This is a genomic window from Xanthomonas sp. F10 (assembly GCF_014206815.1).
Taxonomy (GTDB): domain Bacteria; phylum Pseudomonadota; class Gammaproteobacteria; order Xanthomonadales; family Xanthomonadaceae; genus Xanthomonas_A; species Xanthomonas_A indica.
In genome coordinates, this window is the sequence record NZ_JACHNP010000002.1 from 117,084 (window position 1) to 138,196 (window position 21,113).

Annotated in this window: 21 protein-coding genes; 17 read left to right on the forward strand and 4 right to left on the reverse strand. The window is 69.5% G+C overall.

Annotation, left to right across the window (positions count from 1 at the left end; genetic code table 11):
* Positions 1-53 precede the first annotated feature (53 nt).
* Positions 54-527, reverse strand: coding sequence for a DUF1456 family protein (locus FHR56_RS12090; RefSeq protein WP_019798843.1), 474 nt, complete (start codon positions 525-527; stop codon positions 54-56).
* A 433-nt stretch (positions 528-960) separates the two neighbouring features.
* On the opposite strand from FHR56_RS12090, the gene FHR56_RS12095 reads away from it, so the two are divergent.
* From FHR56_RS12095 to glpK, 4 genes are all read left to right on the forward strand, one after another.
* Positions 961-1,821: a DeoR family transcriptional regulator gene (locus tag FHR56_RS12095; protein ID WP_343160736.1), complete on the forward strand. Its 861-nt coding sequence runs from the start codon at positions 961-963 to the stop codon at positions 1,819-1,821.
* A 445-nt stretch (positions 1,822-2,266) separates the two neighbouring features.
* Entirely contained in the window at positions 2,267-3,781 is a 1,515-nt protein-coding gene (gene glpD, locus FHR56_RS12100; RefSeq protein WP_160945650.1) for a glycerol-3-phosphate dehydrogenase, read from the forward strand.
* 160 nt (positions 3,782-3,941) lie between these two features.
* Positions 3,942-4,763: an MIP/aquaporin family protein gene (locus FHR56_RS12105; protein WP_017916383.1), complete on the forward strand. Its 822-nt coding sequence runs from the start codon at positions 3,942-3,944 to the stop codon at positions 4,761-4,763.
* Between the two features lie 103 nt (positions 4,764-4,866).
* Positions 4,867-6,366, forward strand: a complete 1,500-nt coding sequence (gene glpK, locus FHR56_RS12110; RefSeq protein WP_160945649.1) for a glycerol kinase GlpK — start codon at positions 4,867-4,869, stop codon at positions 6,364-6,366.
* Positions 6,367-6,676: 310 nt separating this feature from the next.
* Here the strand turns inward: glpK and FHR56_RS12115 are convergent, their stop codons facing one another.
* On the reverse strand, positions 6,677-6,895 hold the full coding sequence (locus FHR56_RS12115; protein WP_160945648.1) for a hypothetical protein: 219 nt from the start codon (positions 6,893-6,895) through the stop codon (positions 6,677-6,679).
* A gap of 166 nt (positions 6,896-7,061) precedes the next feature.
* Here FHR56_RS12115 and FHR56_RS12120 point away from each other — a divergent pair, with 166 nt between their 5' ends.
* The 6 genes from FHR56_RS12120 to FHR56_RS12145 all read left to right on the forward strand — a co-directional run bounded on the left by FHR56_RS12120 (position 7,062) and on the right by FHR56_RS12145 (position 12,928).
* Positions 7,062-7,697: an HAD-IA family hydrolase gene (locus FHR56_RS12120; protein ID WP_160945647.1), complete on the forward strand. Its 636-nt coding sequence runs from the start codon at positions 7,062-7,064 to the stop codon at positions 7,695-7,697.
* A gap of 225 nt (positions 7,698-7,922) precedes the next feature.
* Positions 7,923-8,954, forward strand: coding sequence for an aldo/keto reductase (locus FHR56_RS12125; protein ID WP_160945646.1), 1,032 nt, complete (start codon positions 7,923-7,925; stop codon positions 8,952-8,954).
* The gene (locus tag FHR56_RS12130) at positions 8,951-9,835 is read left to right on the forward strand and encodes an amidohydrolase family protein (protein ID WP_160945645.1); all 885 of its coding nucleotides are present in this window, start codon (positions 8,951-8,953) and stop codon (positions 9,833-9,835) included. Before FHR56_RS12125 ends, FHR56_RS12130 begins: the two co-directional genes overlap by 4 nt.
* Positions 9,836-9,866: 31 nt before the next feature.
* Complete coding sequence (locus FHR56_RS12135) at positions 9,867-10,613, forward strand: SDR family oxidoreductase (RefSeq protein ID WP_160945644.1); 747 nt, start codon at positions 9,867-9,869, stop codon at positions 10,611-10,613.
* 32 nt (positions 10,614-10,645) lie between these two features.
* Positions 10,646-11,503 (forward strand): fumarylacetoacetate hydrolase family protein, encoded by an 858-nt coding sequence (locus FHR56_RS12140; protein ID WP_160945643.1) that lies wholly within the window; start codon positions 10,646-10,648, stop codon positions 11,501-11,503.
* A gap of 105 nt (positions 11,504-11,608) precedes the next feature.
* Positions 11,609-12,928, forward strand: a complete 1,320-nt coding sequence (locus FHR56_RS12145) for an L-fuconate dehydratase (RefSeq protein ID WP_160945642.1) — start codon at positions 11,609-11,611, stop codon at positions 12,926-12,928.
* Between the two features lie 197 nt (positions 12,929-13,125).
* On the opposite strand, the gene FHR56_RS12150 is transcribed toward FHR56_RS12145, so the two are convergent.
* Positions 13,126-13,500: an L-rhamnose mutarotase gene (locus tag FHR56_RS12150; protein ID WP_019796753.1), complete on the reverse strand. Its 375-nt coding sequence runs from the start codon at positions 13,498-13,500 to the stop codon at positions 13,126-13,128.
* A gap of 3 nt (positions 13,501-13,503) precedes the next feature.
* Positions 13,504-14,811, reverse strand: a complete 1,308-nt coding sequence (fucP, locus tag FHR56_RS12155) for an L-fucose:H+ symporter permease (RefSeq protein WP_160945641.1) — start codon at positions 14,809-14,811, stop codon at positions 13,504-13,506.
* A gap of 212 nt (positions 14,812-15,023) precedes the next feature.
* Here fucP and FHR56_RS12160 point away from each other — a divergent pair, with 212 nt between their 5' ends.
* The 7 genes from FHR56_RS12160 (at position 15,024) to mdcC (ending at position 21,096) form a co-directional block, all read left to right on the forward strand.
* Positions 15,024-15,776, forward strand: coding sequence for an IclR family transcriptional regulator (locus tag FHR56_RS12160; RefSeq protein ID WP_019796754.1), 753 nt, complete (start codon positions 15,024-15,026; stop codon positions 15,774-15,776).
* 156 nt (positions 15,777-15,932) lie between these two features.
* A complete protein-coding gene (locus tag FHR56_RS12165) occupies positions 15,933-16,364 on the forward strand; it encodes a hypothetical protein (RefSeq protein WP_160945640.1) in 432 nt (143 codons plus the stop codon).
* Between the two features lie 381 nt (positions 16,365-16,745).
* Positions 16,746-17,306 carry a TlpA disulfide reductase family protein gene (locus FHR56_RS12170; protein ID WP_184502631.1) on the forward strand — a complete coding sequence of 187 codons (561 nt, stop codon included), beginning with the start codon at positions 16,746-16,748 and terminating at the stop codon, positions 17,304-17,306.
* A gap of 3 nt (positions 17,307-17,309) precedes the next feature.
* On the forward strand, positions 17,310-17,525 hold the full coding sequence (locus FHR56_RS12175) for a hypothetical protein (RefSeq protein WP_184502632.1): 216 nt from the start codon (positions 17,310-17,312) through the stop codon (positions 17,523-17,525).
* Between the two features lie 224 nt (positions 17,526-17,749).
* Positions 17,750-18,352, forward strand: coding sequence for a hypothetical protein (locus tag FHR56_RS12180; RefSeq protein ID WP_184502633.1), 603 nt, complete (start codon positions 17,750-17,752; stop codon positions 18,350-18,352).
* A gap of 776 nt (positions 18,353-19,128) precedes the next feature.
* The gene (gene mdcA / locus FHR56_RS12185; protein WP_160945637.1) at positions 19,129-20,772 is read left to right on the forward strand and encodes a malonate decarboxylase subunit alpha; all 1,644 of its coding nucleotides are present in this window, start codon (positions 19,129-19,131) and stop codon (positions 20,770-20,772) included.
* 9 nt (positions 20,773-20,781) lie between these two features.
* Positions 20,782-21,096: a malonate decarboxylase acyl carrier protein gene (mdcC, locus tag FHR56_RS12190; protein ID WP_160945636.1), complete on the forward strand. Its 315-nt coding sequence runs from the start codon at positions 20,782-20,784 to the stop codon at positions 21,094-21,096.
* The last annotated feature ends 17 nt before the right edge of the window (positions 21,097-21,113 follow it).

A 21,113-nucleotide genomic window follows, 5' to 3' on the forward strand; every position in this document is an offset into this window, starting at 1 on the left:
GGAAAACCGACCTCGCGGCGACGGCCGCGCCCTGGTGCCGCGGTGCGCGCGGCTCAGCCGGCGCCGCGCACGCGCAGGGTCAGGCCCTTCAGGAAGTTGCGCAGCAACTGGTCGCCGCACAGGCGGAAATTCTTGTGCTCCGGCTGCCGGAACAGCGCCGACAGTTCCGGCTTGGACACCGGGAAACCGGCCGCGTCGAAGATCTGGTGCATGTCCACGTCCTTGAGCTGGAACGCCACGCGCAGCTTCTTCAGCACCACGTTGTTGGTGACACGCGCTTCCACCGGGCGCGGCGGCAGGCTGTCGTCGCGGCCGCGGTAGTGGAACACCAGCCCGTCCAGCACGTGTGCGAGCACCGCGTCGCTGCATTCGACGAAGCCGTCCTCGTCCTCCTTCTTCAGCCACGCCGGGATCTGCGCCTTGTCGATCGGGAACGCGGGATCGGCGAGGTGCGCCAGATCGACGATCTTCTGGTCGCTCAGGTCGAGCATGTAGCGGATGGAGCGCAGGATGTCGTTGTTGAGCATGGCAGGTGCCGGAGTGCCGGGCGGCCCGGCGAGGGGCGCTAGTCTAGGGCCTGTCACCCATTCCCGGGTAGGCCGCGTTGGCGCTGCAAGGCCGTCAGGTTTGCGTCGCGTGGCGTAGGCCTGACTGGCCGTCAGGTCAAGCCGCGCGGCGCGAAGATGGCGGCCTTGCAGCGACAACCCGAAGGGCCGCCCTTGCGCATGCCCGGGACTGCGTCATTGCTCGGTCGTGGACGCACGTCCACTCCCTCGCGCTTCCTTGCCCCAGGCACGCGCAAGGGCGGCGCGACCTACCCGGGAATGGGTGACAGGCCCTAGGCGCTGGCTCGCATCAGTGCGTAGACCGCGCAGGCCCAGGCCAGGGTTGCGGTTCACCGAGGGTATGCACGCGTCGCGGCGCCCTGCGTCGTCGCGGCGCGGTTGCATCCGCCCGCGCATGCGCCATCATCGGGGCATGGACCATCCGATTCCCAAGCCGAACGCAGTCTCTGCGCTCAATCCGCGCCAGGAGCAACTGGTGGCGCTGGTGCGCCAGCAAGGCTATGCCGAGGTGGAAGGATTGGCGGCGCGTTTCGAGGTGACGCCGCAGACCATCCGCCGCGACCTGACCCTGCTGTGCGAGGCCGGCGTGCTGCGCCGCTACCACGGCGGCGTGAGCCTGCCCTCGAGCGTGGAGAACCTGGCCTATGCGGCGCGCAAGTCGCTGCAGGCGCAGGAGAAGCGGCGCATCGCCACGCTGCTGGCGCAGCACATCCCCGACGATGCCTCGCTGTTCATCAACATCGGCACCACCAACGAGGACGTGGCGCGCGCGCTGATGGGCCACAGCGGCCTGCGCGTGATCACCAACAACCTCAACGTCGCGGTGATGATGAGCGCCAATCCCAGCTTCGAGGTGATGGTGGCCGGCGGGCGCGTGCGCGGCCGCGACCAGGGCGTCACCGGCGAGGCCACCATCGAGCTGATCCGCCAGTTCAAGGTGGACTTCGGCGTGATCGGCATTTCCGGCATCGACCCCGACGGCACCCTGCTGGATTTCGACTTCCACGAAGTGCGGGTGGCGCAGGCGATCATCGAGCACTCGCGGCAGGTGTTCCTGGCCGCCGACCACAGCAAGCTCGGCCGCAACGCGATGGTGCGGCTGGGGCCGATCGGGCGGGTGCACGCCTGGTTCACCGACCGCGCGCCGCCGGCCGAGCTGGCCGCGGTGCTGGACGCGGCCGGCACCCGGGTGTTCGTCGCCGAGGGCGATGCTGCCGATCCGGGCGCGCCGGACCTAGACGCGGCTGCGGGTTGAGGGCGCCTGTAACAACGACGAAGGCCATTGGTAGGAGCGGCTTTAGCCGCGACGGGCGTCACTGGGATTGCCCGTCGCGGCTAAAACCGCTCCTCCAATCGAGACGAGACATCCTGCCGCGCCCGGCGATAAGGCGGCATTAGCGGTGTCCTTGAGTGGACCGCCGGCTCTGGCTCCGACGCTGGCGGCAGACGGGCTCGTGTTCGAATTATTTCGTTAATGTTGCGTGATGTGGCGCTTTGGCGCGCCGCGCCGGCGTCCTGCGTGCTCTCGGCTGTCCATGAACTAGGACTGTCAGGCCTGTTGCCGCGTTTCTCCGGCACCGTCGACGCCACGCTGCAGTGCAGCGTGATATGTTCGGAAATGTTCGTTTACGATCTTTTCGTCCTCAGTTCCGCGCCTGGCGCCTCCGCCGAGCCCGGACACGACATTTCCGGAGTCGGCTATGCGCGAGACCTACGATGTGCTGGTGGTCGGTGGCGGCATCAACGGCGTGGGCATCGCCCGCGATGCGGTGGGTCGCGGCCTGTCGGTGTGCCTGTGCGAGCGAGACGATCTGGCCGCGCATACCTCCAGCGCCAGCACCAAGCTGATCCACGGCGGCCTGCGCTATCTGGAGCAGTACGAGTTCGCCCTGGTCGGCAAGGCCCTGGCCGAGCGCGAGGTGCTGCTGCGGCTGGCCCCGCACATCATCTGGCCGCTGCGCTTCCTGCTGCCGCACCAGCCGCACCTGCGCCCGGCGTGGATGATCCGCACCGGCCTGTTCCTGTACGACCACCTCGGCCGCGGCCGCCGCACCCTGCCGGGCTCCCGGCGCCTGGCGCTGCGCACGCATCCGGTGGGCGCGCCGCTGCGCGAGGAGTTCCGCACCGGCTTCGTCTATTCCGACGCCTGGGTGCAGGACGCGCGGCTGGTAGTGCTCAACGCGATGGACGCCGCGCAGCGCGGCGCGCGCATCCTCACCCGCACCCGCTGCGTCGGCGCGCGCCGCGTGGAGGGCGTGTGGCAGGTGCAGTTGCAGCACGCCGACGGCCGCCGCGAGGAACTGCGCGCGCGGTCGCTGGTCAATGCCGCCGGGCCGTGGGCGGTGCAGTTCCTGGACGAGGTGGCGCATGTCGGCCACGACCACGCGCTGCGCCTGGTCAAGGGCAGCCACATCGTGGTGCCGCGGCTGTTCGAGCACGACCACGCCTACATCTTCCAGCAGCCGGACCGGCGCATCGTCTTCGCCATTCCCTACGAGCAGGACTACACCCTGATCGGCACCACCGATGTCGACTACCGTGCCGATCCGGCCGCGCCGCGCATCGACGGCGAGGAGACGCGTTATCTGTGCGAGGCGGCCAACCGCTATTTCCGCAAGCAGATCGCCCCGGACGACGTGGTGTGGAGCTACAGCGGCGTGCGCCCGCTGCTCGACGACGAGGAGGACAACGCCGCCGAGGTCACCCGCGACTATCTGCTGGAACTGGATGCACGCGACGGCGCGGCCCTGCTCAACGTGTTCGGCGGCAAGCTCACCACCTACCGCAAGCTCGCCGAGGAGGCGGTGGACCGGCTGACCGCGCACGCCGGACGCAAGGCGCCGGCCTGGACCGCGCATGGCGCGCCGCTGCCCGGCGGCGAACGCAACGACATCGCCGCGTTGGCGCGCGAACTGCGCGCGGCACGGCCGTGGCTGGCCGAGGCCACCGCGCAGCGGCTGGCGCGCAACTATGGCACCCGCGCGGACACGCTGCTGGGCGAGGCGAGCTCGCTGCAGGACCTGGGCCAGCATTTCGGCGCCGACCTGTACCAGGCCGAGGTCGACTACCTGCGCCAACACGAGTGGGTGGTGGAGGCCGACGACCTGCTGTGGCGCCGCAGCAAGCTCGGCCTGCGCGTGGACGCCGCCGGCCGCGAGCGCCTGGTCGCCTACCTGCAACAGGCGCCGGCCACCCTGGCCGCGGCACCGGCATGATCAAAACGCTGCCGCCGGCCCGGTTCGGGCCGCGGCGGCGCGTGCACAATCGCGCTGCGCCCGGCCCCCGCCGCGGCGCAGGAACCTGGACGCAACCGTGGAGGGTGGCAGGCATGGGTGGATCGACAGCGGCAACGACGGCAGGCCGGGAGGCATGGGCATGAGCCGGCAACTGGTGGGTGAACTGATTTCCGAGGCGATCGCGATGCTGATCATCATCGCCTTCGGCTGCTCGGTGGCGTGCATGTACGTGCTCTACGACCCCAGCCCCTACCAGCACGCCTACTGGGGCGTGTGCATCGCCTGGGGCCTGGCGGTGACCATCGCCATCTACGTCACCGGCTCGGTGTCCGGCACCCACGCCAATCCGGCGGTGACCCTGGCGCTGGCGCTTTACCGTGGCTTTCCCTGGCCCAAGGTGCTGCCGTACTGGGTGGCGCAGGTGATCGGCGCATTCCTCGGCGCATGGATCGTCTACCTGCTGTTCGCGCCGGTGATCGACCACTACAACCAGGCCCAGCATCTCACCCGTGCCGGCGGCGGCGCGGCCGGGGTGTTCTTCACCGCACCGGGCCTGGCGATCACGCCGATGCACGCGCTGCGCGACCAGGTGATCCTGACCGCGTTCCTGATCTTCGGCATCTTCGCCATCACCGAGCGCTACAACGAGGCTGCGCCCACCGCCAATTCCGGTGCGCTGATCATCGGCCTGCTGGTGGCCACCATCGGTGCCTCGATGGGCTATCTGGAAGCCTGGGCGATCAATCCGGCGCGCGACTTCGGCCCGCGCCTGTTCGCCTACGTCGCCGGCTGGGGTTCCTCGGCGTTGCCGTCGGCCGACAACTACTGGTGGATCCCGATCGTCGGCCCGCTGATCGGCGGCGTGATCGGCGGTGCCGCCTACCAGTGGCTGATCTATCCGTTCCTGCCGGCGCGGGTGAAAGCTCTGGAGGAAGAGCAGGCCGCTGCGCGCCGCGGCTAGCGCGCCGGCGGCGCGTTCGTTTTCGCGCGCGGCGTGCGCGCCTCCCTAATTTCCCGTTGGCGCCGCGCCCGTGTGCGCGGCGTGCATCCCGCAGGAGTCTCCGATGGAAAAGCAGTTCATCCTGGCCATCGACCAGGGCACCACCAGTTCGCGCGCGATCCTGTTCGACCGCCAGGGCCGCATCGTCGGCATGGCGCAGCGCGAGTTCTCGCAGATCTTCCCGCAGCCGGGCTGGGTCGAGCACAACCCGCGCGAGATCATGACCAGCGTCTACACCACGATCACCGAGCTGCTCAACAACCACCAGGTGGACGCCAGCGCGATCGCCGGCATCGGTATCACCAACCAGCGCGAGACCGCGGTGGTGTGGGACCGCGCCACCGGCCAGCCGATCTACAACGCCATCGTCTGGCAGTCGCGGCAGACCAAGGACATCTGCGACCAGCTCAAGGCCGGCGGCCACGAGGACCTGGTGCGGGCCAAGACCGGCCTGCTGATCGATGCGTATTTCTCCGGTACCAAGGTCAAGTGGATCCTCGACCACGTCGAGGGTGCGCGCGAACGCGCGCAGCGCGGCGAACTGGCCTTCGGCACCATCGACAGCTGGCTGATCTGGAATCTCACCGGCGGCAAGGTACACGTCACCGACTACACCAATGCCTCGCGCACGCTGCTCTACAACATCCATGAACTGCGCTGGGACGAGGAACTGCTGCAGCTGCTGGACATCCCCGCCTCGATGCTGCCGGAGGTGCGCTCGTCCAGCGAGATCTACGGCAATACCCAGGGCCAGTATTTCTACGGCCATGCGGTGCCGATCGCCGGCATCGCCGGCGACCAGCAGGCGGCGCTGTTCGGCCAGGCCTGCTTCGAGCCGGGCATGGCCAAGAACACCTATGGCACCGGCTGTTTCATGCTGATGAACACCGGCGAGAAGGCGGTGGCATCGAAGAACGGCCTGCTCACCACCATCGCCTGGGGCGTGGACGGCAAGGTCGAGTACGCGCTGGAAGGCGCGATCTTCGTCGCCGGCTCGGTGGTGCAGTGGCTGCGCGACGGCCTGCGCATGCTCGGCAAGGCCAGCGACTCGCAGGCCTATGCCGAGCGCGCTGGCGACAACGACGGTGTGTACTTCGTGCCGGCCTTCGTCGGCCTGGGCGCGCCGTACTGGCGCAGCGACATCCGCGGCGCGGTGTTCGGCCTGACCCGCGGCACCACCAAGGAGCATTTCATCCGCGCCGCGATCGAGTCGATGGCCTACCAGACGCGCGACGTGCTGACCGCGATGCAGGTCGATTCGGGCATCGAACTGAAGGAACTGCGCGCCGACGGCGGCGCCATCGCCAACGACTTCATGGCGCAGTTCCAGAGCGACATCCTGGACGTGCCGGTGCTGCGCCCGGAAGTGGCCGAGACCACCGCCCTGGGCGCGGCCTACCTGGCCGGCCTGGCCACCGGGTTCTGGAAGAACCGTGCCGAGATCGCCCAGCAGTGGGCGGTGGACCGCCGCTTCGAGCCGGACATGCCGGCCGAGCGTCGAGAAGCGCTGTACGCCGGTTGGCAGCAAGCGGTGGAGTCGACGATGGGGTTTCGGATTCGCTAAGGCGAACAAAACACGTAGGAGCGGTTTCAACCGCGACCGGGCGTTCCTGGGAAAGCCTGGTCGCGGCTCTGGTCGCGGCTGAAGCCGCTCCTACGAGACAACTGTCGCGTTCCTCGGCGCTGCAGTGCTTCCTCACCTCGGCTATCGAAAGCGCCGGATGTCAGCCGTTGCAGGGAACCCGTAGGAGCGGCTTCAGCCGCGGCAGGCTTTCCCATGAACGCCGAGCCGCGGCGTTCCAACCGGCATCGCCGTTATTCCTGCGGCGGAGCGCGCGCCGCAAGCTCCACACTCGCTCCTTGGTCGCAGCTGCCTAGACGTACTGCGTCGGTCCGCGCGGACCCGGCACCGGGGCGTCGATGCTGCCGACCGGGTCCTGGATCGGCGGGATGGTCGGGTCGGTCGGCTGGTCCGGGATCGGATCGATCGGCCGATCCGGGGTCGGGTCCACGCCCGGGTTCGGCACCTGGCCCGGCACTTCGTTCGGTGGCTGCTGCGGATCCTGGGCGGGGTTGGGGGATTGCATGTGCATGGCCGTCTCCGTGCGATGAGCCTGCAGCGTGCGCGCTGCGCAGGCGCGTGCGGGTGAAGCGCACGGCAACGGCGGATGAAAGGCGGGCCAATCCGCGTGCCTGGCTGCCGCGATCGGCAGGCGTGCCGCTGGCGTGGATGCCAGCGCTCCGTCATGCTGCCGCCGCATGCGCCGCTACGACCTGGTCATCTTCGATTTCGACGGCACCCTGGCCGACTCCTTCCCCTGGTTCCTGGCGACCATCAACGGCGTCGCCGACGAATTCGGCTTCCGCCGCTTCGACGTGGCGCGGCTGGACGAGATCCGCAGCCTGAGCGCGCGCGAGCTGATGGCGCGCAGCGGCCTGCGCTGGTGGCGGGTGCCGGCGGTGGCGCAACACATGCGCGCGCTGATGAGCGCGCAGATCGAGCGCATCGCGCTGTTCGACGGCGTCGCCGAGTTGCTCGCGCAGCTGGCGCAGGATGGCGTGCAGCTGGCCCTGGTCACGTCCAACAGCCGCGCCAACGTCGAGCGCGTGCTCGGCCCGGCGTTGCTCGCGCAGTTCCGCGACGTGCGCTGCGGCGCGGCGGTGCTGGGCAAGCGCCGCAAGCTGCGCGCCAGCCTGCGCGCCTGCGGCGTTCCCGCCGCGCGGGCACTCTGCGTGGGCGACGAGATCCGCGATGCCGAGGCCGCACGTCAGGCCGGCATCGCGTTTGCCGGCGTGGCCTGGGGCTACACCTTGCCGGCGGCCTTGCAGCCGCACACGCCGCTGCCGTTGCTGCAGCGGCCGTACGCGCTGTCAGCGCTGGTGCTGCCGCCCTAACGCCGGCCAGGCGATTGCTGCGCTGCAGGTTGATTGTTCACTTGTGATTGCTATATTCATATGCGAACAGTCGCCGTGCCCGCTGCCATCCAGAGCGCGCATGCTGCGGCCTTAACCCACCGCGCCCGATCCCGGGCAGAGGCGTGCCATGTGCAATCCCCGTCGCCACCGTCCCTCGCGCGTCCGCGGGCGATCTGCGGTGCGGCCCATCCTGGGAGTTCGGGCATGGCGTTGAGCTTCGCCACCGATGCCGTCACCGCTCCACGTGCGCTGGGCGCCAGCGGCGTGCACCTGTCCACGCTGGGCTTCGGCGCCGCACCGATCGGCAACCTGTACGCCGAGGTGGACGATGCGGTGGCGCTGGCCGCGGTGGCCGATGCCTATGCCGCCGGCATCCGCCATTTCGACACCGCGCCGTACTACGGCTACGGGCTGAGCGAGCAGCGCCTGGGGCAGGGCCTGCGCGGGCTGCCGCGCGCCAGCTACACGCTTTCGACCAAGGTCGGGCGCTGCGTCTACGACGATGCCGCGGCCGCGCCGGGGCGCGAGGGCTTCGCCGTCGCCGGGCGCCGCGCCGAGTTCGACTACAGCCGCGACGGCGTGCTGCGTGCATTCGAGTCCAGCCTGCAGCGGCTCGGCACCGATCACATCGATGTGCTGCTGCTGCACGACATCGGCCGCCTGACCCACGGCGCACGCCATCCGGCCATGCTGCGGCAGGCGCTGGACGAGGCCTTGCCGACGATGGCCGCGCTCAAGGCGCAGGGCGCGTGCCGGGCGATCGGCATCGGCGTCAACGAGGAAGACGTGGCGGTGGAACTGCTGCCGCTGTTCCCGCTCGACTGCGTGATGCTGGCAGGCCGCTACACCCTACTCGAGCAGCACGCCGCGCAGCGGATCATGGCGCAGGCGCTGCAGCGGCAGGTCGGCATCCTGGTCGCCGGGCCGTACAGCTCCGGCCTGCTGAGCGATGCGCGCGGCCCGGGCGAGACCTACAACTACGCGCCGGTAGATGCGGCCACGCTGCAGCACGCGCAGCGCCTGTTCGCAGCCTGCGCGGCGCACGGCGTGGACGTGGGCGCGGCGGCGCTGCAGTTCCCGCTTGCGCATCCGGCGGTGAGCACGGTGGTCGCGGGCATGCGCACGCCGGCGGAAGTGGCCAGCGCCGCCACGCGCCTGCGCGCGGCGATTCCCGCGGCACTGTGGCAACAGCTGCGCGACGACGGCCTGCTGCGCGCGCCGGTGCCGACGCCGTGAACGTCATCGACGCCCATGTGCATTTCTGGCGCCTGGCGCGTGGCGACTATGCCTGGCTGACCCCAAACCTGGGCGTGCTGTACCGCGATTACCTGCCCGAGGACCTGGCCGCGACGCTCGACGCGCACGGCGTGACCGCGCTGGTGGCGGTGCAGGCGGCGCAGAGCGAAGCGGAAACGCGCTATCTGCTGCAGCTGGCGCGGACCGAGCCGCGCATCGCCGGCGTGGTCGGCTGGGTGGATTTCGAGGCGGCCGATGTCGCCGCGCGCATCGCCGCGTTGTGCGCCGACGGCGCCGGCCTGCTCAAGGGACTGCGGCCGATGGTGCAGGACCTGGCCGATCCGCAGTGGCTGGCGCGGCCGCAGCTGGACGCGGCGTTCGACGCACTGCTGCAGCACGATCTGGCCTTCGACGCGCTGGTGCGGCCGCTGCACCTGCCGGCGCTGCTGGCACGGCTGCAGCGTCACCCGCAATTGCGCGTGGTGCTGGACCATGCCGCCAAGCCGGCCATCGGCGGCGCCGACTTCCAGGCCTGGGCCGATGGCGTGGCGCAACTGGCGCAGCACCCCAACGTGCTGTGCAAGCTGTCCGGCCTGCTCACCGAACTCCCGGCCGATGCCGCCATCGACGATCCCGCGCTGGCCCCCTACGTGGCGCAGCTGTTCGCCTGCTTCGGCGCGCAGCGGCTGCTGTGGGGCAGCGACTGGCCGGTGCTGACCCAGCGCGCCGACTACGCCGCCTGGATGGCGCTGGCGCAGGCCTGGGTCGCGCAGCATGCCGCCGGCGACGCCGAGGCGGTGTTCGCCGGCAATGCGCGGCGCGTCTACCGCCTGTCCGATCCGATTGCTTCCTCCTCCCCCACCTGGAGTCCCGCCCCATGACCACGTTCGCATCCGTTTCCGGGAGCCGCGCATGAGCGGCCGTCTGCAAGGCAAGCGCTGCCTGATCACCGCCGCCGGCGCCGGCATCGGCCGCGAGAGCGCACTGGCCTGCGCGCGCGAAGGCGCGCAGGTGCTGGCCACCGACATCGACGCCGCCGCGCTGCAGGCTTTGGCCGCCGAGGCCGATGGCATCGCCACGCAGACCCTGGACGTCACCGACGCCGCCGCGATCCAGGCGCTGGTGGCGGCGCAGCCGACCTTCGACGTGCTGTTCAACTGCGCCGGCTACGTGCACCAGGGCAGCATCCTCGACTGCGACGCGTCGGCGTGGAAGCGCTCGTTCGCGATCAATGTCGATGCGATGTACTACCTGTGCCAGGCGGTGCTGCCGGGCATGCTCGCGCAGGGCCGCGGCAGCATCGTCAACATGTCCTCGGTGGCGTCCAGCATCAAGGGCGTGCCCAACCGCTTCGCCTACGGCGTGACCAAGGCGGCGGTGATCGGCCTGAGCAAGGCCATCGCCGCCGACTACGTGGCCAAGGGCATCCGCTGCAACGCGATCTGCCCGGGCACGATCAAGACGCCGTCGCTGGGCGAGCGGGTCAAGGCGCTGGGCGGCGATGAGCAGGCGGTGTGGAAGAGCTTCACCGACCGCCAGCCGATGGGCCGCCTGGGCGACCCGCGCGAGATCGCGCAGCTGGTGGTGTACCTGGCCTCGGACGAATCCTCGTTCACCACCGGCCAGACCCACATCATCGACGGCGGCTGGTCGAACTGACCGCGCCTTCCCACTACGACAGAGGATTTCCCATGAAACTGCTGCGTTACGGCGAACCCGGCCACGAACGCCCGGCCCTGCTCGATGCCGACGGCCACCTGCGCGATCTCTCGGCGGTGATCGACGACGTTGCGGGCGAGCATCTCACCGCCGCCGGCCTGGCCAGGTTGCGCGCGCTCGACCCGGCCACGCTGCCGCAGGTGGACGGCGAGGTGCGCTACGGCGCCGCCGTCGGCCGCGTCGGCAAGTTCATCTGCGTCGGGCTGAACTATGCCGACCACGCCGCCGAGTCGGGCATGGCGGTGCCGGAGATGCCGGTGCTGTTCATGAAGGCCACCAGCGCGATCAGCGGCCCCAACGACACGGTGACGATCCCGCGTGGTTCGCTCAAGACCGACTGGGAAGTAGAGCTGGGCGTGGTGATCGGCGATACCGCGCGCGACGTGTCGGTGGACGAGGCGCTGGCGCACGTCGCCGGCTATGCGGTGATCAACGACCTGTCCGAGCGCGCGTTCCAGCTCGAGCACGGCGGGCAGTGGGTGAAAGGCAAGAGCTGCGACGGCTTCGGCCCGATCGGCCCGTGGCTGGTCACCGCCGACGAGGTGCCCGATCCGCAGAACCTGTCGATGTGGCTGGAGGTCAACGGCCACCGTTACCAGAACGGCAGCACCCGCACGATGGTGTTCGGCGTGGCCGAGCTGGTCAGCCACATCAGCCGCTACATGACCCTGCTGCCGGGCGACGTGATCAGCACCGGCACGCCGCCAGGCGTGGGCCTGGGGCAGAAGCCGCAGGTGTACCTGAAGCCGGGCGACGTGATGCGGCTGGGCATCGAAGGCCTGGGCGAGCAGCGCCAGGCCGTGGTCGCGCATCCGCGCGACGCGCAGTAAGCAACGCACGAGATGCAAAGCCCCTCTCCCTCCGGTCGCCGGGGGGAGAGGGGCTACTTCACTGCTTTTTTTGACTTTCCTACCGCTTCACCCACCAGGATCCCCATGAGCAAAATCGTCGCGCTCGAGACCTTCGACGTTCGTTTCCCCACCTCGCGCGAACTGGACGGTTCCGATGCGATGAATCCGGATCCGGATTATTCGGCCGCCTATCTGCGCCTGCGCACCGACGCCGGCGACGGCCTCGCCGGCTACGGCCTGGCCTTCACCATCGGCCGCGGCAACGACGTGCAGAGCGCGGCGGTGGCGGCATTGGCGCACCACGTGGTCGGCCGCGACGTGGAGACGGTGATCGGCGACCTCGGTGGTTTCGCGCGCAGCCTCACCGACGATTCGCAGCTGCGCTGGCTGGGTCCGGAGAAGGGCGTGATGCACATGGCCATCGGCGCCGTGGTCAACGCCGCCTGGGACATGGCCGCGCGGCGCGCCGGCAAGCCGCTGTGGCGCTTCATCGCCGAGCTGTCGCCGGAACAGTTGGTGGCTACGATCGACTTCCGCTACCTCAGCGACGCGCTGACCCCGGACGAGGCGCTGGCCATGTTGCGCGAGGCCGAACCGCTGCGCGCCGAACGCATCCAGACGCTGCTGGAACAGGGGTATCCGGCCTACACCACCTCGCCGGGCTGGCTCGGCTATTCCGACGAGAAGCTGGTGCGCCTGGCCAAGGAGGCGGTGGCCGACGGCTTCCGCACGATCAAGCTCAAGGTCGGCGCCAACGTGGAGGACGACATCCGCCGCTGCCGCCTGGCGCGCGCGGCGATCGGTCCGGACATCGCCATGGCGGTGGACGCCAACCAGCGTTGGGACGTGGGCCCGGCGATCGCCTGGATGCGCCAGCTCGCCGCATTCGACATCGCCTGGATCGAGGAGCCGACCAGCCCCGACGACGTACTAGGCCACGCCGCGATCCGCCGCGGCATCGCCCCTGTGCCGGTGTCCACCGGCGAGCACACCCAGAACCGGGTGGTGTTCAAGCAGTTGCTGCAGGCCGGCGCGGTGGACCTGATCCAGATCGACGCAGCGCGCGTGGGCGGCGTCAACGAGAACCTGGCGATCCTGTTGCTGGCGGCCAAGTTCGGCGTGCGCGTGTTCCCGCATGCCGGCGGCGTGGGCCTGTGCGAACTGGTGCAACACCTGGCCATGGCCGATTTCGTCGCCATCACCGGCAAGATGGAAGACCGCGCGATCGAGTTCGTCGATCACCTGCACCAGCACTTCGTCGATCCGGTGCGGATCGTGCACGGCCGCTATCTGGCGCCGACGGCGCCGGGCTTCTCGGCCGAGATGCATGCCGCCTCGGTCACCCAGTTCCTGTACCCGGATGGCCCGTTCTGGAGTGCGGACCTGGCGGCGCAGGTCGGCTGATGCCAGCGACGTTGGTGCGCTTTCCATCGCTGGAAGCGCACCGGCGGCAGCGAACCGGTCGCGGCTGAAGCCGCTCCTACGACAGCGACAGTGGCTCCGGATCGCTTTCCGTAGGAGCGGCTTCAGCCGCGACAAACGAAGCAGCACTGCAACCGCTTGCACCAGCGGTCAAGACCGACATCCCGCTCGCAAACGCCTCAGCCCGCGCCCTTGCGCTCCTGCTCCGCCAGCGCCGCCTGCAACGAAAAGATCTGCAGCGCCTCGCGCCATTTCTCGCCGGGTGCCGAACCGGGCAGCGGCTTCTGGAAGCGCCACATCAGCTCCTCCCACGCCTGCACCCGCGGGTCCGCGGCGTCGGCGGCGGCCTTGGCCGCGGGCGAATACGCCTCGTCCACCTCCATCAGCATCACCAGGCGATCGCCGCAGCGGTGGATGTCCAGCTCGCGGATGCCGGCCGCGCGCAGCGAGGCGACGATCTCCGGCCACACCGTGTCTGGACGATGCCAGCGTTCGTATTCGGCGATCAGCGCCGGGTCGTCGTGCAGGTCCAGCAGATAGCAATGGCGCGGCATGGCTCAGGCTCCGCGGGCAGAGGGAAGGGACACCACGCGGTTTCGCGCCGCGTGCAGCGCGAACCCGAGGATCACCGCGAAGCCGAGCGCCGGCACCGCGATCGCCCAATGGATGCCGGCATGGTCGGAGATCGCGCCCATCACCGCAGTCAGCGCGGCGCCGCCGATGATCGCCATCACGATCAGCGAGGCGCCCAGCTTGCGTGCGTCGTCGTCCAGTCCGTCCAGGCCCAGGGCGAAGATGGTCGGGAACATCACCGACATGAACAGGCTGCTGGCGACCAGTGCGTACAGGCCGATCCAGCCCGGCAGCGCCACCGCCACCGCGCACAGCAGCAGGTTGAGCAGGGCGAACACGCCCAGCAGCCGCGCCGGAGCCAGGAAACGCAGCAGTGCCGTGCCGATGAAGCGGCCGGCCATGAACAGCACCAGCGAGACAGTGAGGAAATCGGCGGCGGTCTTCTCCGGGGTGCCGGGCACGCCGTCCTGCAGGTAGCGGATCAGGTAGCTCCAGATGCCGACCTGCGCGCCGACGTAGAAGAACTGCGCGATCACCGCGAACACGAAGCGGCGGTTGCGCCGCAACTGGCCGAAGCCGCCGGCGCCGGCGCTGTCGCCACCGGCGCGGGTGGTCGGGAAGCGGGTCAGCCCGATCAGCAGCGCCCACAGCAGCACTACCGCGCCGATGATCAGGTATGGGGTCTGCACCGCCAGCGATTCGGTGGCGAAGAAGGCCTCGCGCGCGGCCGGCGCCATCGCCGCCAGTTCCTGTGGGGTATGTTCCACGCCGGACAGGATGAAGTGCTGGCCGACCAGGATGCCGGTGATCGAGCCCAGCGGATTGAACGCCTGCGCCAGGTTCAGCCGCCGCGCTGCGCCCTCGGCCGGGCCGAGCACGGTGACCAGCGGATTGGCGGTGGTTTCCAGGAACGCCAGGCCGCTGGCGATGACGAACAGCGCCAGCAGGAACAGCCAGTAGGTGTGCACCTGCGCGGCGGGGTAGAACAGGAACGCGCCGACCGCGTACAGCAGCAGGCCCAGCACCACCGCGGCCTTGTAGCTGTAGCGGCGCATGAACATCGCCGCCGGGATCGCGCACACGAAGTAGCCCAGGTAGAACGCGCTCTGCACCAGCCCGGCCTGCAGGTCGGTCAGTTCGAAGGCCTTCTTGAACTGCTTGATCAGGATGTCGTTGAGGTTGTTCGCCATGCCCCAGAGAAAGAACAGGCTGACGATCAGGACCAGCGGCGCGAGCGCGGTCCGGGTGAGACTGGCGGGCGCCGGGGTGGCGCGTTCGCTGCTGTAGTGCATTGCCGCCTACCCCTCCCAAGGTGTGCCGCGTCGCGTTCGGATTGTCGGCGGAGCGTACTGCGCCGGCGAGTGCCATGCAAATATAAAATTTGAGTTCATATTTGCATGGAGTCGCCGGCGCCGATTCACGCAGCGCAACGCGCCAGCGGTGCGACCCGGTGCGGCGTCCCTGTACCCTAGCCCTCTTCGCCTGCTGCCGGGTCCTCGACGGAATGACCACCCCTTTGCCCAAGTACCGCGCGCCCGCCCTGGACAAGGGGCTGGACATCCTGGAGCTGCTGGCGCGCGACGGGCGGCCGATGACCATGGGCGAGATCTCACAGGGCATCGGCCGCTCGCGCGGCGAGATCTTCCGCATGCTGCAGGTGCTGGAAGAGCGCGGCTACCTGACCCGGGCCGCGGGCGAGGGCGGCTACACGCTGACCAACCGCCTGTTCATGCTCGGCATGCAACAGCCGCGCGTGCAGAACGTCACCGAAGTGGCGCTGCCGGTGATGCGCGCGCTGGCCGACGCGATCCGTCAGCCCTGCCACCTGGTGGCGCCGTCGGACGACCAGATCGTGGTCATCGCGCAGATGGACGTGCCCAGCGACCTGGGGCTGGTGGTGCGTCCTGGCCACCGCCGCCCATTCGCGCACTCCACCTCAGGCCTGGTGCTGTTCGCGTTCCAGCCGGCCGATGCGCAGGCGCAGTTGCTGCAGCGGCTGGACGCCAGCGAGGTGGCGTACGACCGCGCCGCGTTCCTGGCCGCGGCGCAGGAGGTGCGCGCGCTGGGCTACAGCATCCATCCCAGCGAGGCGGTGGTCGGGGTGATCGACCTCACCGCACCGATCCTGCAGCACGGCATCGCCCGCTACACCCTCACCGTGCCCTTCATCGAACGCCGCCCGCAACCGATCGACGCACAGGCGGCGATGCGCGCGGTGTGCGATGCCGCGGCGCAGATCAGTGCGGCGCTGGCGTAGGCGCCGTGGCTGACATTTGCCGGTGTGCCGTGGCAGATGCCTCCCTGCAGGAAGTGCGGTCGCGTCCTGTGTCGCATGCGCACTGCGGCCAGCGAGACCAGCGCATGCCTGGTCGCTGCGCATCGCGTGTGGTGGTCGGGTGACTGAGGGCAAGTGATGGCGAACGCGGTCTTCTATCTGTTCGCCGCGATCGTGGCGCTGCTGGCGGTAGGCCTCCATCGATACAACAAGCGCCGCATGGACGCCCTGCTGATGGACTCGTTTCGCCACCTGTCCTTCACCAGCGACGGCATCGCCCTGCGCGGTGTGGATCTGCAGGTGCTGAAGAAGGCGCAACAGCTCATCCGCACGACGCAGCAGGTGTCGCTCTTGCCGGATAGCCCAGCCGTGAATCAAGGCGATGCGTTCTGGTATTGCCGCGGCCCCGGCGCACGCTGGTTCCTGGCGATTCCCACCGTGGTGTCGCGCGGCGGCGAATTGGAGGTGAACTGGGTGGTACGCCCACTCACCGAGCAGCGCATGCGCGCCGCGCTGCAGTTCGACCGCAAGGCCTGCCAGCGTGCGTTCGGTGAGCGGGACGCATCCTGAGGGTCGTGACAAACCGCCCGGCGGGTCGAATTACCAATGCGATGCCGAGGCTGCGTCATGCGTGCGTCGACGCTTCGTTGCCTGATTCCGTTCCTGCAAGCGAGCGACATCGCGACCGCGTGCCACATGCAGTGAAGGCGGCGTTGTCGCGCCATGAGGCGGCGTTCTGCGCATGGCGACGCTGCACACGCGTTGCGCCGCGATGCGTGCAGCACACCGCTGGAATGCGCACCCATGGGGCACGTGACTCGCTCCCCAGCTTGATCACGCATTCGCTGCACCTGCGCGCAAAGCGTTGACCATCGCGCCACAGCTGCGCAGCCTGCAGGGAACACGGTGACACGGGCACACGGCATGGCACGGCGGTTTCCCTGGAGTTGGTTGGCACTGTTGGTGGCCTGTGCATTGGTGCTGGTGCTGGCCTGGCAGAACCGTAGCCTGCGCGAGGAACGGCGTTGGTTCGTCACCCGCACCACCGAGCCGTATCTGGGCATGTATGTGCCGCGTATCGCCGCCACCAGCCTGGACGGCGCGTCGCTGACGCTCGGTGAGCCGACGGCCGAGCGCCAGGTGCTGTTCTTCTTCACCACCACCTGCCCGTACTGCAAGCGCTCGGCGCAGCATGTGGTGCAGGCGGCGCAGCGCCTGGCCGCGCAGCAGCCCGGCGTGCAGGTGCTGGGCGTGTGCCACTGCAGTCCCGCGCAGGCGCAGCGCTACGCCGCCGAGCATGGCTTCACGTTTCCGGTGACCACGCTGACCGATCGCCGCGCGCTGATGCTGTTTCGCGCGCGCAACGTGCCGACGTTGCTGGCGCTGGACCGCGAGGGACGCGTGCGCTATGCGCGCGTCGGCGTCTTCGAGACCACGGAGCGGATGCAGGACCTGATGGCCGCAGTGCGCAGCACGGATGCGCCGCCGGCCTTGGCAACCATCGAGGAGTAAGCCATGAAACAGCGTTGGACAGCGTTACGCAACGGGATGCTCGCGGCCGTGTTCCTGGCCAGCATGGGCTTTGGCGCGGTGCAGGCGACTGCCGGCGACGGCATCGAGAAGGAGGCGGCCTGCAGCGCCTGGGCCTGCCAGCAGGAATGCGCGCCGTTCGGCGGCGAGCTGGGGCCGGGCGGTCCCGGACAGCCGCTGATCTGCTACTGCTGCGGCTGAGCCGCGCCCGGGGCCGGTCGCGCCAGGCCGGCTCCGGGGATGTAGCGCAATGGGTGCAATGACGGTCGGCGGCACAGCACGCGCCTAGGCGCGGCGCTTTGGCGTTGCAGGTACCGCGCACGCGTTCACGGGAGCCTGCATCCAACCCTGTCCGCCGCCAACGATTCACGCAGGTTTGCGCGGTGGCTGGGCATGGTGGGACGCAGACCAACCAGGAGCGTTCCATGACCTCATCCTTTCATCCCGCCCGCCTGTCCCTGCTTGCGGCGCTGACCGCCGTCGCGTTGAGCGGCTGCGGCAAGCCCGGCGACCAGGCCTCGCGCACCGCGCCGGCCACCTCGCCGCAGCCCACCGCCGCGCCGGTCGGCGGCGAAAGCGGGCGTGCGCCGATCGGTGGCGACGCCTCGGCCAAGGCGATGCTGCAGGTGCTGGAGGGCAACGTGGTGGCGCTGTCGAAGCAGGCGCTGTCGCGCGATGTCAGCAAGACCGTGGCCGACTTCGCCCGCGAGACCATCGCCGTGCACCACGATGCCGACCCGGCCACCGCCGGCAAGGGTGGCCCCGGCGATGCGGAGAAGATCGCCGCGCAGGTGGCCAAGGGCCGCGCGCAGTTGCAGGCGCTGGGCGACGAGAAGGACAACTCCGCCTACATGAACGCCTACGCGGCGGCGGTGGTGCGGCAGTATTCCGATGCGCTGTCGGTGATCGATGCCGAACTGGTGCCTGCCGCCAAGGAGGACGCCACGCGCCAGGAACTGGAGCAGGCGCGCAAGCGCATCGCCGAGCAACTGGAGCGCGCGCAGGCGCTGGCGTCGGCGCGCTACTGAGCGCGTCGCCCCTCTCCCGTTGGGGCGACAGGGTGCGGCCTGCGCGCCACTGGCGCGCGCACCCTGGAGCGCCCCCGCCGCAAGCGCGGGCCGGGGCGCGGAGCGGGGGTCTGGGTGAGGAGACGGCGCGAAGCGACGCGCAGGGTTTTGGCGCACGAGGCTGCGCCAGTCGCCTCATCCGCCCTGCGGGGCACCTTCCCAAAAACGAGGACCATGCTCCCGAGCGGAAAAGAAACAGCCACTGCGGCGTGTGCCCTAAATCCCGAGCATGCCGCGCCGCGACTGCGTGTGCCTTTGGCAAGGAGGCGGGGGAAGTGGACGTCCGTCCACGCCCGAGCGATGACGCAGCCATGGGGCGCGCAGTTGCGCGGCACTTCGGTTGGTCTCGGCAGCCGCGCAGCCGGCGCCCAAAACCAATGAGGTATCCGGGAATCGGCGACACGCCCTGAGAGCCGCCACAGAACGGCGACGCAGCCGCCGCAGGCGGTGCGCGGCATGCCCATGACCCACTCCCGCACTCGCGGCTCCTCCGCGCCCCCTGGCGACCGCTCGCGACGTCTGGGGCGGCGCTAAGCCGGCAAGGCCGGCAACGACACGACCATGCACGCCGTGCACACTGAATCGTGCGTGCCCCGGATCCGGATGCAACAGGTCGACAGCATGCCTGTTGCAACGCAGCGTGCATTGGTCACGGCTTCATAATTATATCGTAATTACAGTATCGGTCCGGCCTCGCCACCATGTTGGGCCACCTCCATTCGCCGACGGAAAGCCTTATGCCTCAGGACTGGAACACGCTCGCCGACAATCGCCGGCAACGTCTGCAGCGCGCCGATGGGTTGGCGCGCGGGCGCCTGGTGGAGGCCCAGGACGCCGTGGCGCTGCTGGAGGCGGTGATCGAGCCGGGCGACCGCGTGTGCGTGGAAGGCAACAACCAGAAACAGGCCGATTTCCTCTCGCAGTGCCTGACCGAGGTCGATCCGGCGCGGGTGCACGGGCTGCATCTGCTGCAATCGGTGCTGGCGTTGCCGACGCACCTGGACGTGTTCGAGCGCGGCATCGCGCAGCGCCTGGACTTCTCGTTTTCCGGGCCGCAGGCGCTGCGCCTGGCGCGGCTGGTCGCCGACAAGCGCATCGAGATCGGCGCGATCCACACCTACCTTGAACTGTTCGGCCGCTACTTCGTCGATCTGACCCCGCGCGTGGCGCTGGTCGCGGCGCAAGCCGCCGATCGCCAAGGCAATCTCTACACCGGGCCGAACACCGAGGACACGCCGGTGATCGCCGAGGCCACCGCGTTCAAGGGCGGCATCGTCATCGCCCAGGTCAACGAGATCGTGGACACGCTGCCGCGCGTGGACATTCCCGCCGACTGGATCGGCTACGTGGTGCAGGCGCCGCGTCCGCACTACATCGAACCGCTGTTCACCCGCGACCCGGCGCAGATCTCCGAGATCCAGGTGTTGATGGCGATGATGGCGATCAAGGGTATCTACGCCGAATACGGCGTGGACCGGCTCAACCACGGCATCGGTTTCGACACCGCGGCGATCGAACTGCTGCTGCCGACCTATGCCGAGTCGCTCGGCCTGCGCGGCAAGATTTGCCGGCACTGGGCGCTGAATCCGCATCCGGCGCTGATCCCGGCGATCGAGTCGGGCTTCGTCAAATCGGTACATTCGTTCGGCTCGGAACTCGGCATGGAGCGCTACATCGCCGCGCGCGCCGACGTGTTCTTCGCCGGTCCCGACGGTTCGATGCGTTCCAATCGCGCGTTCTCGCAGACCGCCGGCCTGTACGCCTGCGACATGTTCATTGGGTCCACGCTGCAGATCGACCTGCAGGGCAACAGTTCCACCGCCACCCGCGATCGCATCGCCGGCTTCGGCGGCGCGCCGAACATGGGATCGGATGCGCGCGGCCGCCGCCACGGCAGCGAGGCCTGGCTCAAAGCCGGGCGCGAGGCCGCGCGCCCGGGCGAGATGCCGCGCGGGCGCAAGCTGGTGGTGCAGATGGTGGAGACCTTCCGCGAGCACATGGCGCCGGCCTTCGTCGATCGGCTCGACGCCTGGGAACTGGCCGAGCGCGCCAACATGCCGCTGCCGCCGGTGATGATCTACGGCGACGACGTCAGCCACGTGCTGACCGAAGAGGGCATCGCCAACCTGCTGCTGTGCCGTACGCCGGAGGAGCGCGAACAGGCGATCCGCGGCGTGGCCGGCTACACCGCGGTGGGTCTGGGCCGCGACCGGCGCATGGTCGAGAACCTGCGCGACCGCGGCGTGATCCGCCGCCCCGAGGATCTCGGCATCCGCCTGCGCGACGCCACCCGCGACCTGCTGGCCGCGCGCAGCGTCAAGGATCTGGTGCGCTGGTCAGGCGGCCTGTACGCGCCGCCGCAACGTTTCCGCAACTGGTAAGGGACGTCGATGGAAACCCTTCGCTATCGCTACGACGGGCGCCTGGCGCCGAATGGCCGGCGCGGCCACGTGCTGGTCGGGGTGGTGTCTTCCGGCAACCTGGAAGTGCTGATCGAACCGCAGGACCTCGGTGGCGCGATGCAGATCGAGATCGTCACCGCCGCCGATGGCTTCGGCACGATCTGGCAGGCGGTGCTCGACGATTTCGCCGCGCGCCATCCGCTGCGCGACGTGCGCATCTCGATCAACGACGTCGGCGCCACTCCGGCGGTGGTCGGTTTGCGCCTGGACCAGGCGGTGGAAGCGTTGCAGGAGGATGCGTGATGCGTCGAGTCCGCATG

Excerpts from the sequence above, each read along its gene's own strand:
- FHR56_RS12090 (WP_019798843.1), bottom strand. The coding sequence starts at position 527 with ATGCTCAACAACGACATCCTGCGCTCCATCCGCTACATGCTCGACCTG.
- FHR56_RS12095 (WP_343160736.1), top strand. The coding sequence starts at position 961 with ATGCGCCATCATCGGGGCATGGACCATCCGATTCCCAAGCCGAACGCA.
- glpD (WP_160945650.1), top strand. The coding sequence starts at position 2,267 with ATGCGCGAGACCTACGATGTGCTGGTGGTCGGTGGCGGCATCAACGGC.
- FHR56_RS12105 (WP_017916383.1), top strand. The coding sequence starts at position 3,942 with ATGAGCCGGCAACTGGTGGGTGAACTGATTTCCGAGGCGATCGCGATG.
- glpK (WP_160945649.1), top strand. The coding sequence starts at position 4,867 with ATGGAAAAGCAGTTCATCCTGGCCATCGACCAGGGCACCACCAGTTCG.
- FHR56_RS12115 (WP_160945648.1), bottom strand. The coding sequence starts at position 6,895 with ATGCACATGCAATCCCCCAACCCCGCCCAGGATCCGCAGCAGCCACCG.
- FHR56_RS12120 (WP_160945647.1), top strand. The coding sequence starts at position 7,062 with ATGCGCCGCTACGACCTGGTCATCTTCGATTTCGACGGCACCCTGGCC.
- FHR56_RS12125 (WP_160945646.1), top strand. The coding sequence starts at position 7,923 with ATGGCGTTGAGCTTCGCCACCGATGCCGTCACCGCTCCACGTGCGCTG.
- FHR56_RS12135 (WP_160945644.1), top strand. The coding sequence starts at position 9,867 with ATGAGCGGCCGTCTGCAAGGCAAGCGCTGCCTGATCACCGCCGCCGGC.
- FHR56_RS12140 (WP_160945643.1), top strand. The coding sequence starts at position 10,646 with ATGAAACTGCTGCGTTACGGCGAACCCGGCCACGAACGCCCGGCCCTG.
- FHR56_RS12145 (WP_160945642.1), top strand. The coding sequence starts at position 11,609 with ATGAGCAAAATCGTCGCGCTCGAGACCTTCGACGTTCGTTTCCCCACC.
- FHR56_RS12150 (WP_019796753.1), bottom strand. The coding sequence starts at position 13,500 with ATGCCGCGCCATTGCTATCTGCTGGACCTGCACGACGACCCGGCGCTG.
- fucP (WP_160945641.1), bottom strand. The coding sequence starts at position 14,811 with ATGCACTACAGCAGCGAACGCGCCACCCCGGCGCCCGCCAGTCTCACC.
- FHR56_RS12160 (WP_019796754.1), top strand. The coding sequence starts at position 15,024 with ATGACCACCCCTTTGCCCAAGTACCGCGCGCCCGCCCTGGACAAGGGG.
- FHR56_RS12165 (WP_160945640.1), top strand. The coding sequence starts at position 15,933 with ATGGCGAACGCGGTCTTCTATCTGTTCGCCGCGATCGTGGCGCTGCTG.
- FHR56_RS12175 (WP_184502632.1), top strand. The coding sequence starts at position 17,310 with ATGAAACAGCGTTGGACAGCGTTACGCAACGGGATGCTCGCGGCCGTG.
- FHR56_RS12180 (WP_184502633.1), top strand. The coding sequence starts at position 17,750 with ATGACCTCATCCTTTCATCCCGCCCGCCTGTCCCTGCTTGCGGCGCTG.
- mdcA (WP_160945637.1), top strand. The coding sequence starts at position 19,129 with ATGCCTCAGGACTGGAACACGCTCGCCGACAATCGCCGGCAACGTCTG.
- mdcC (WP_160945636.1), top strand. The coding sequence starts at position 20,782 with ATGGAAACCCTTCGCTATCGCTACGACGGGCGCCTGGCGCCGAATGGC.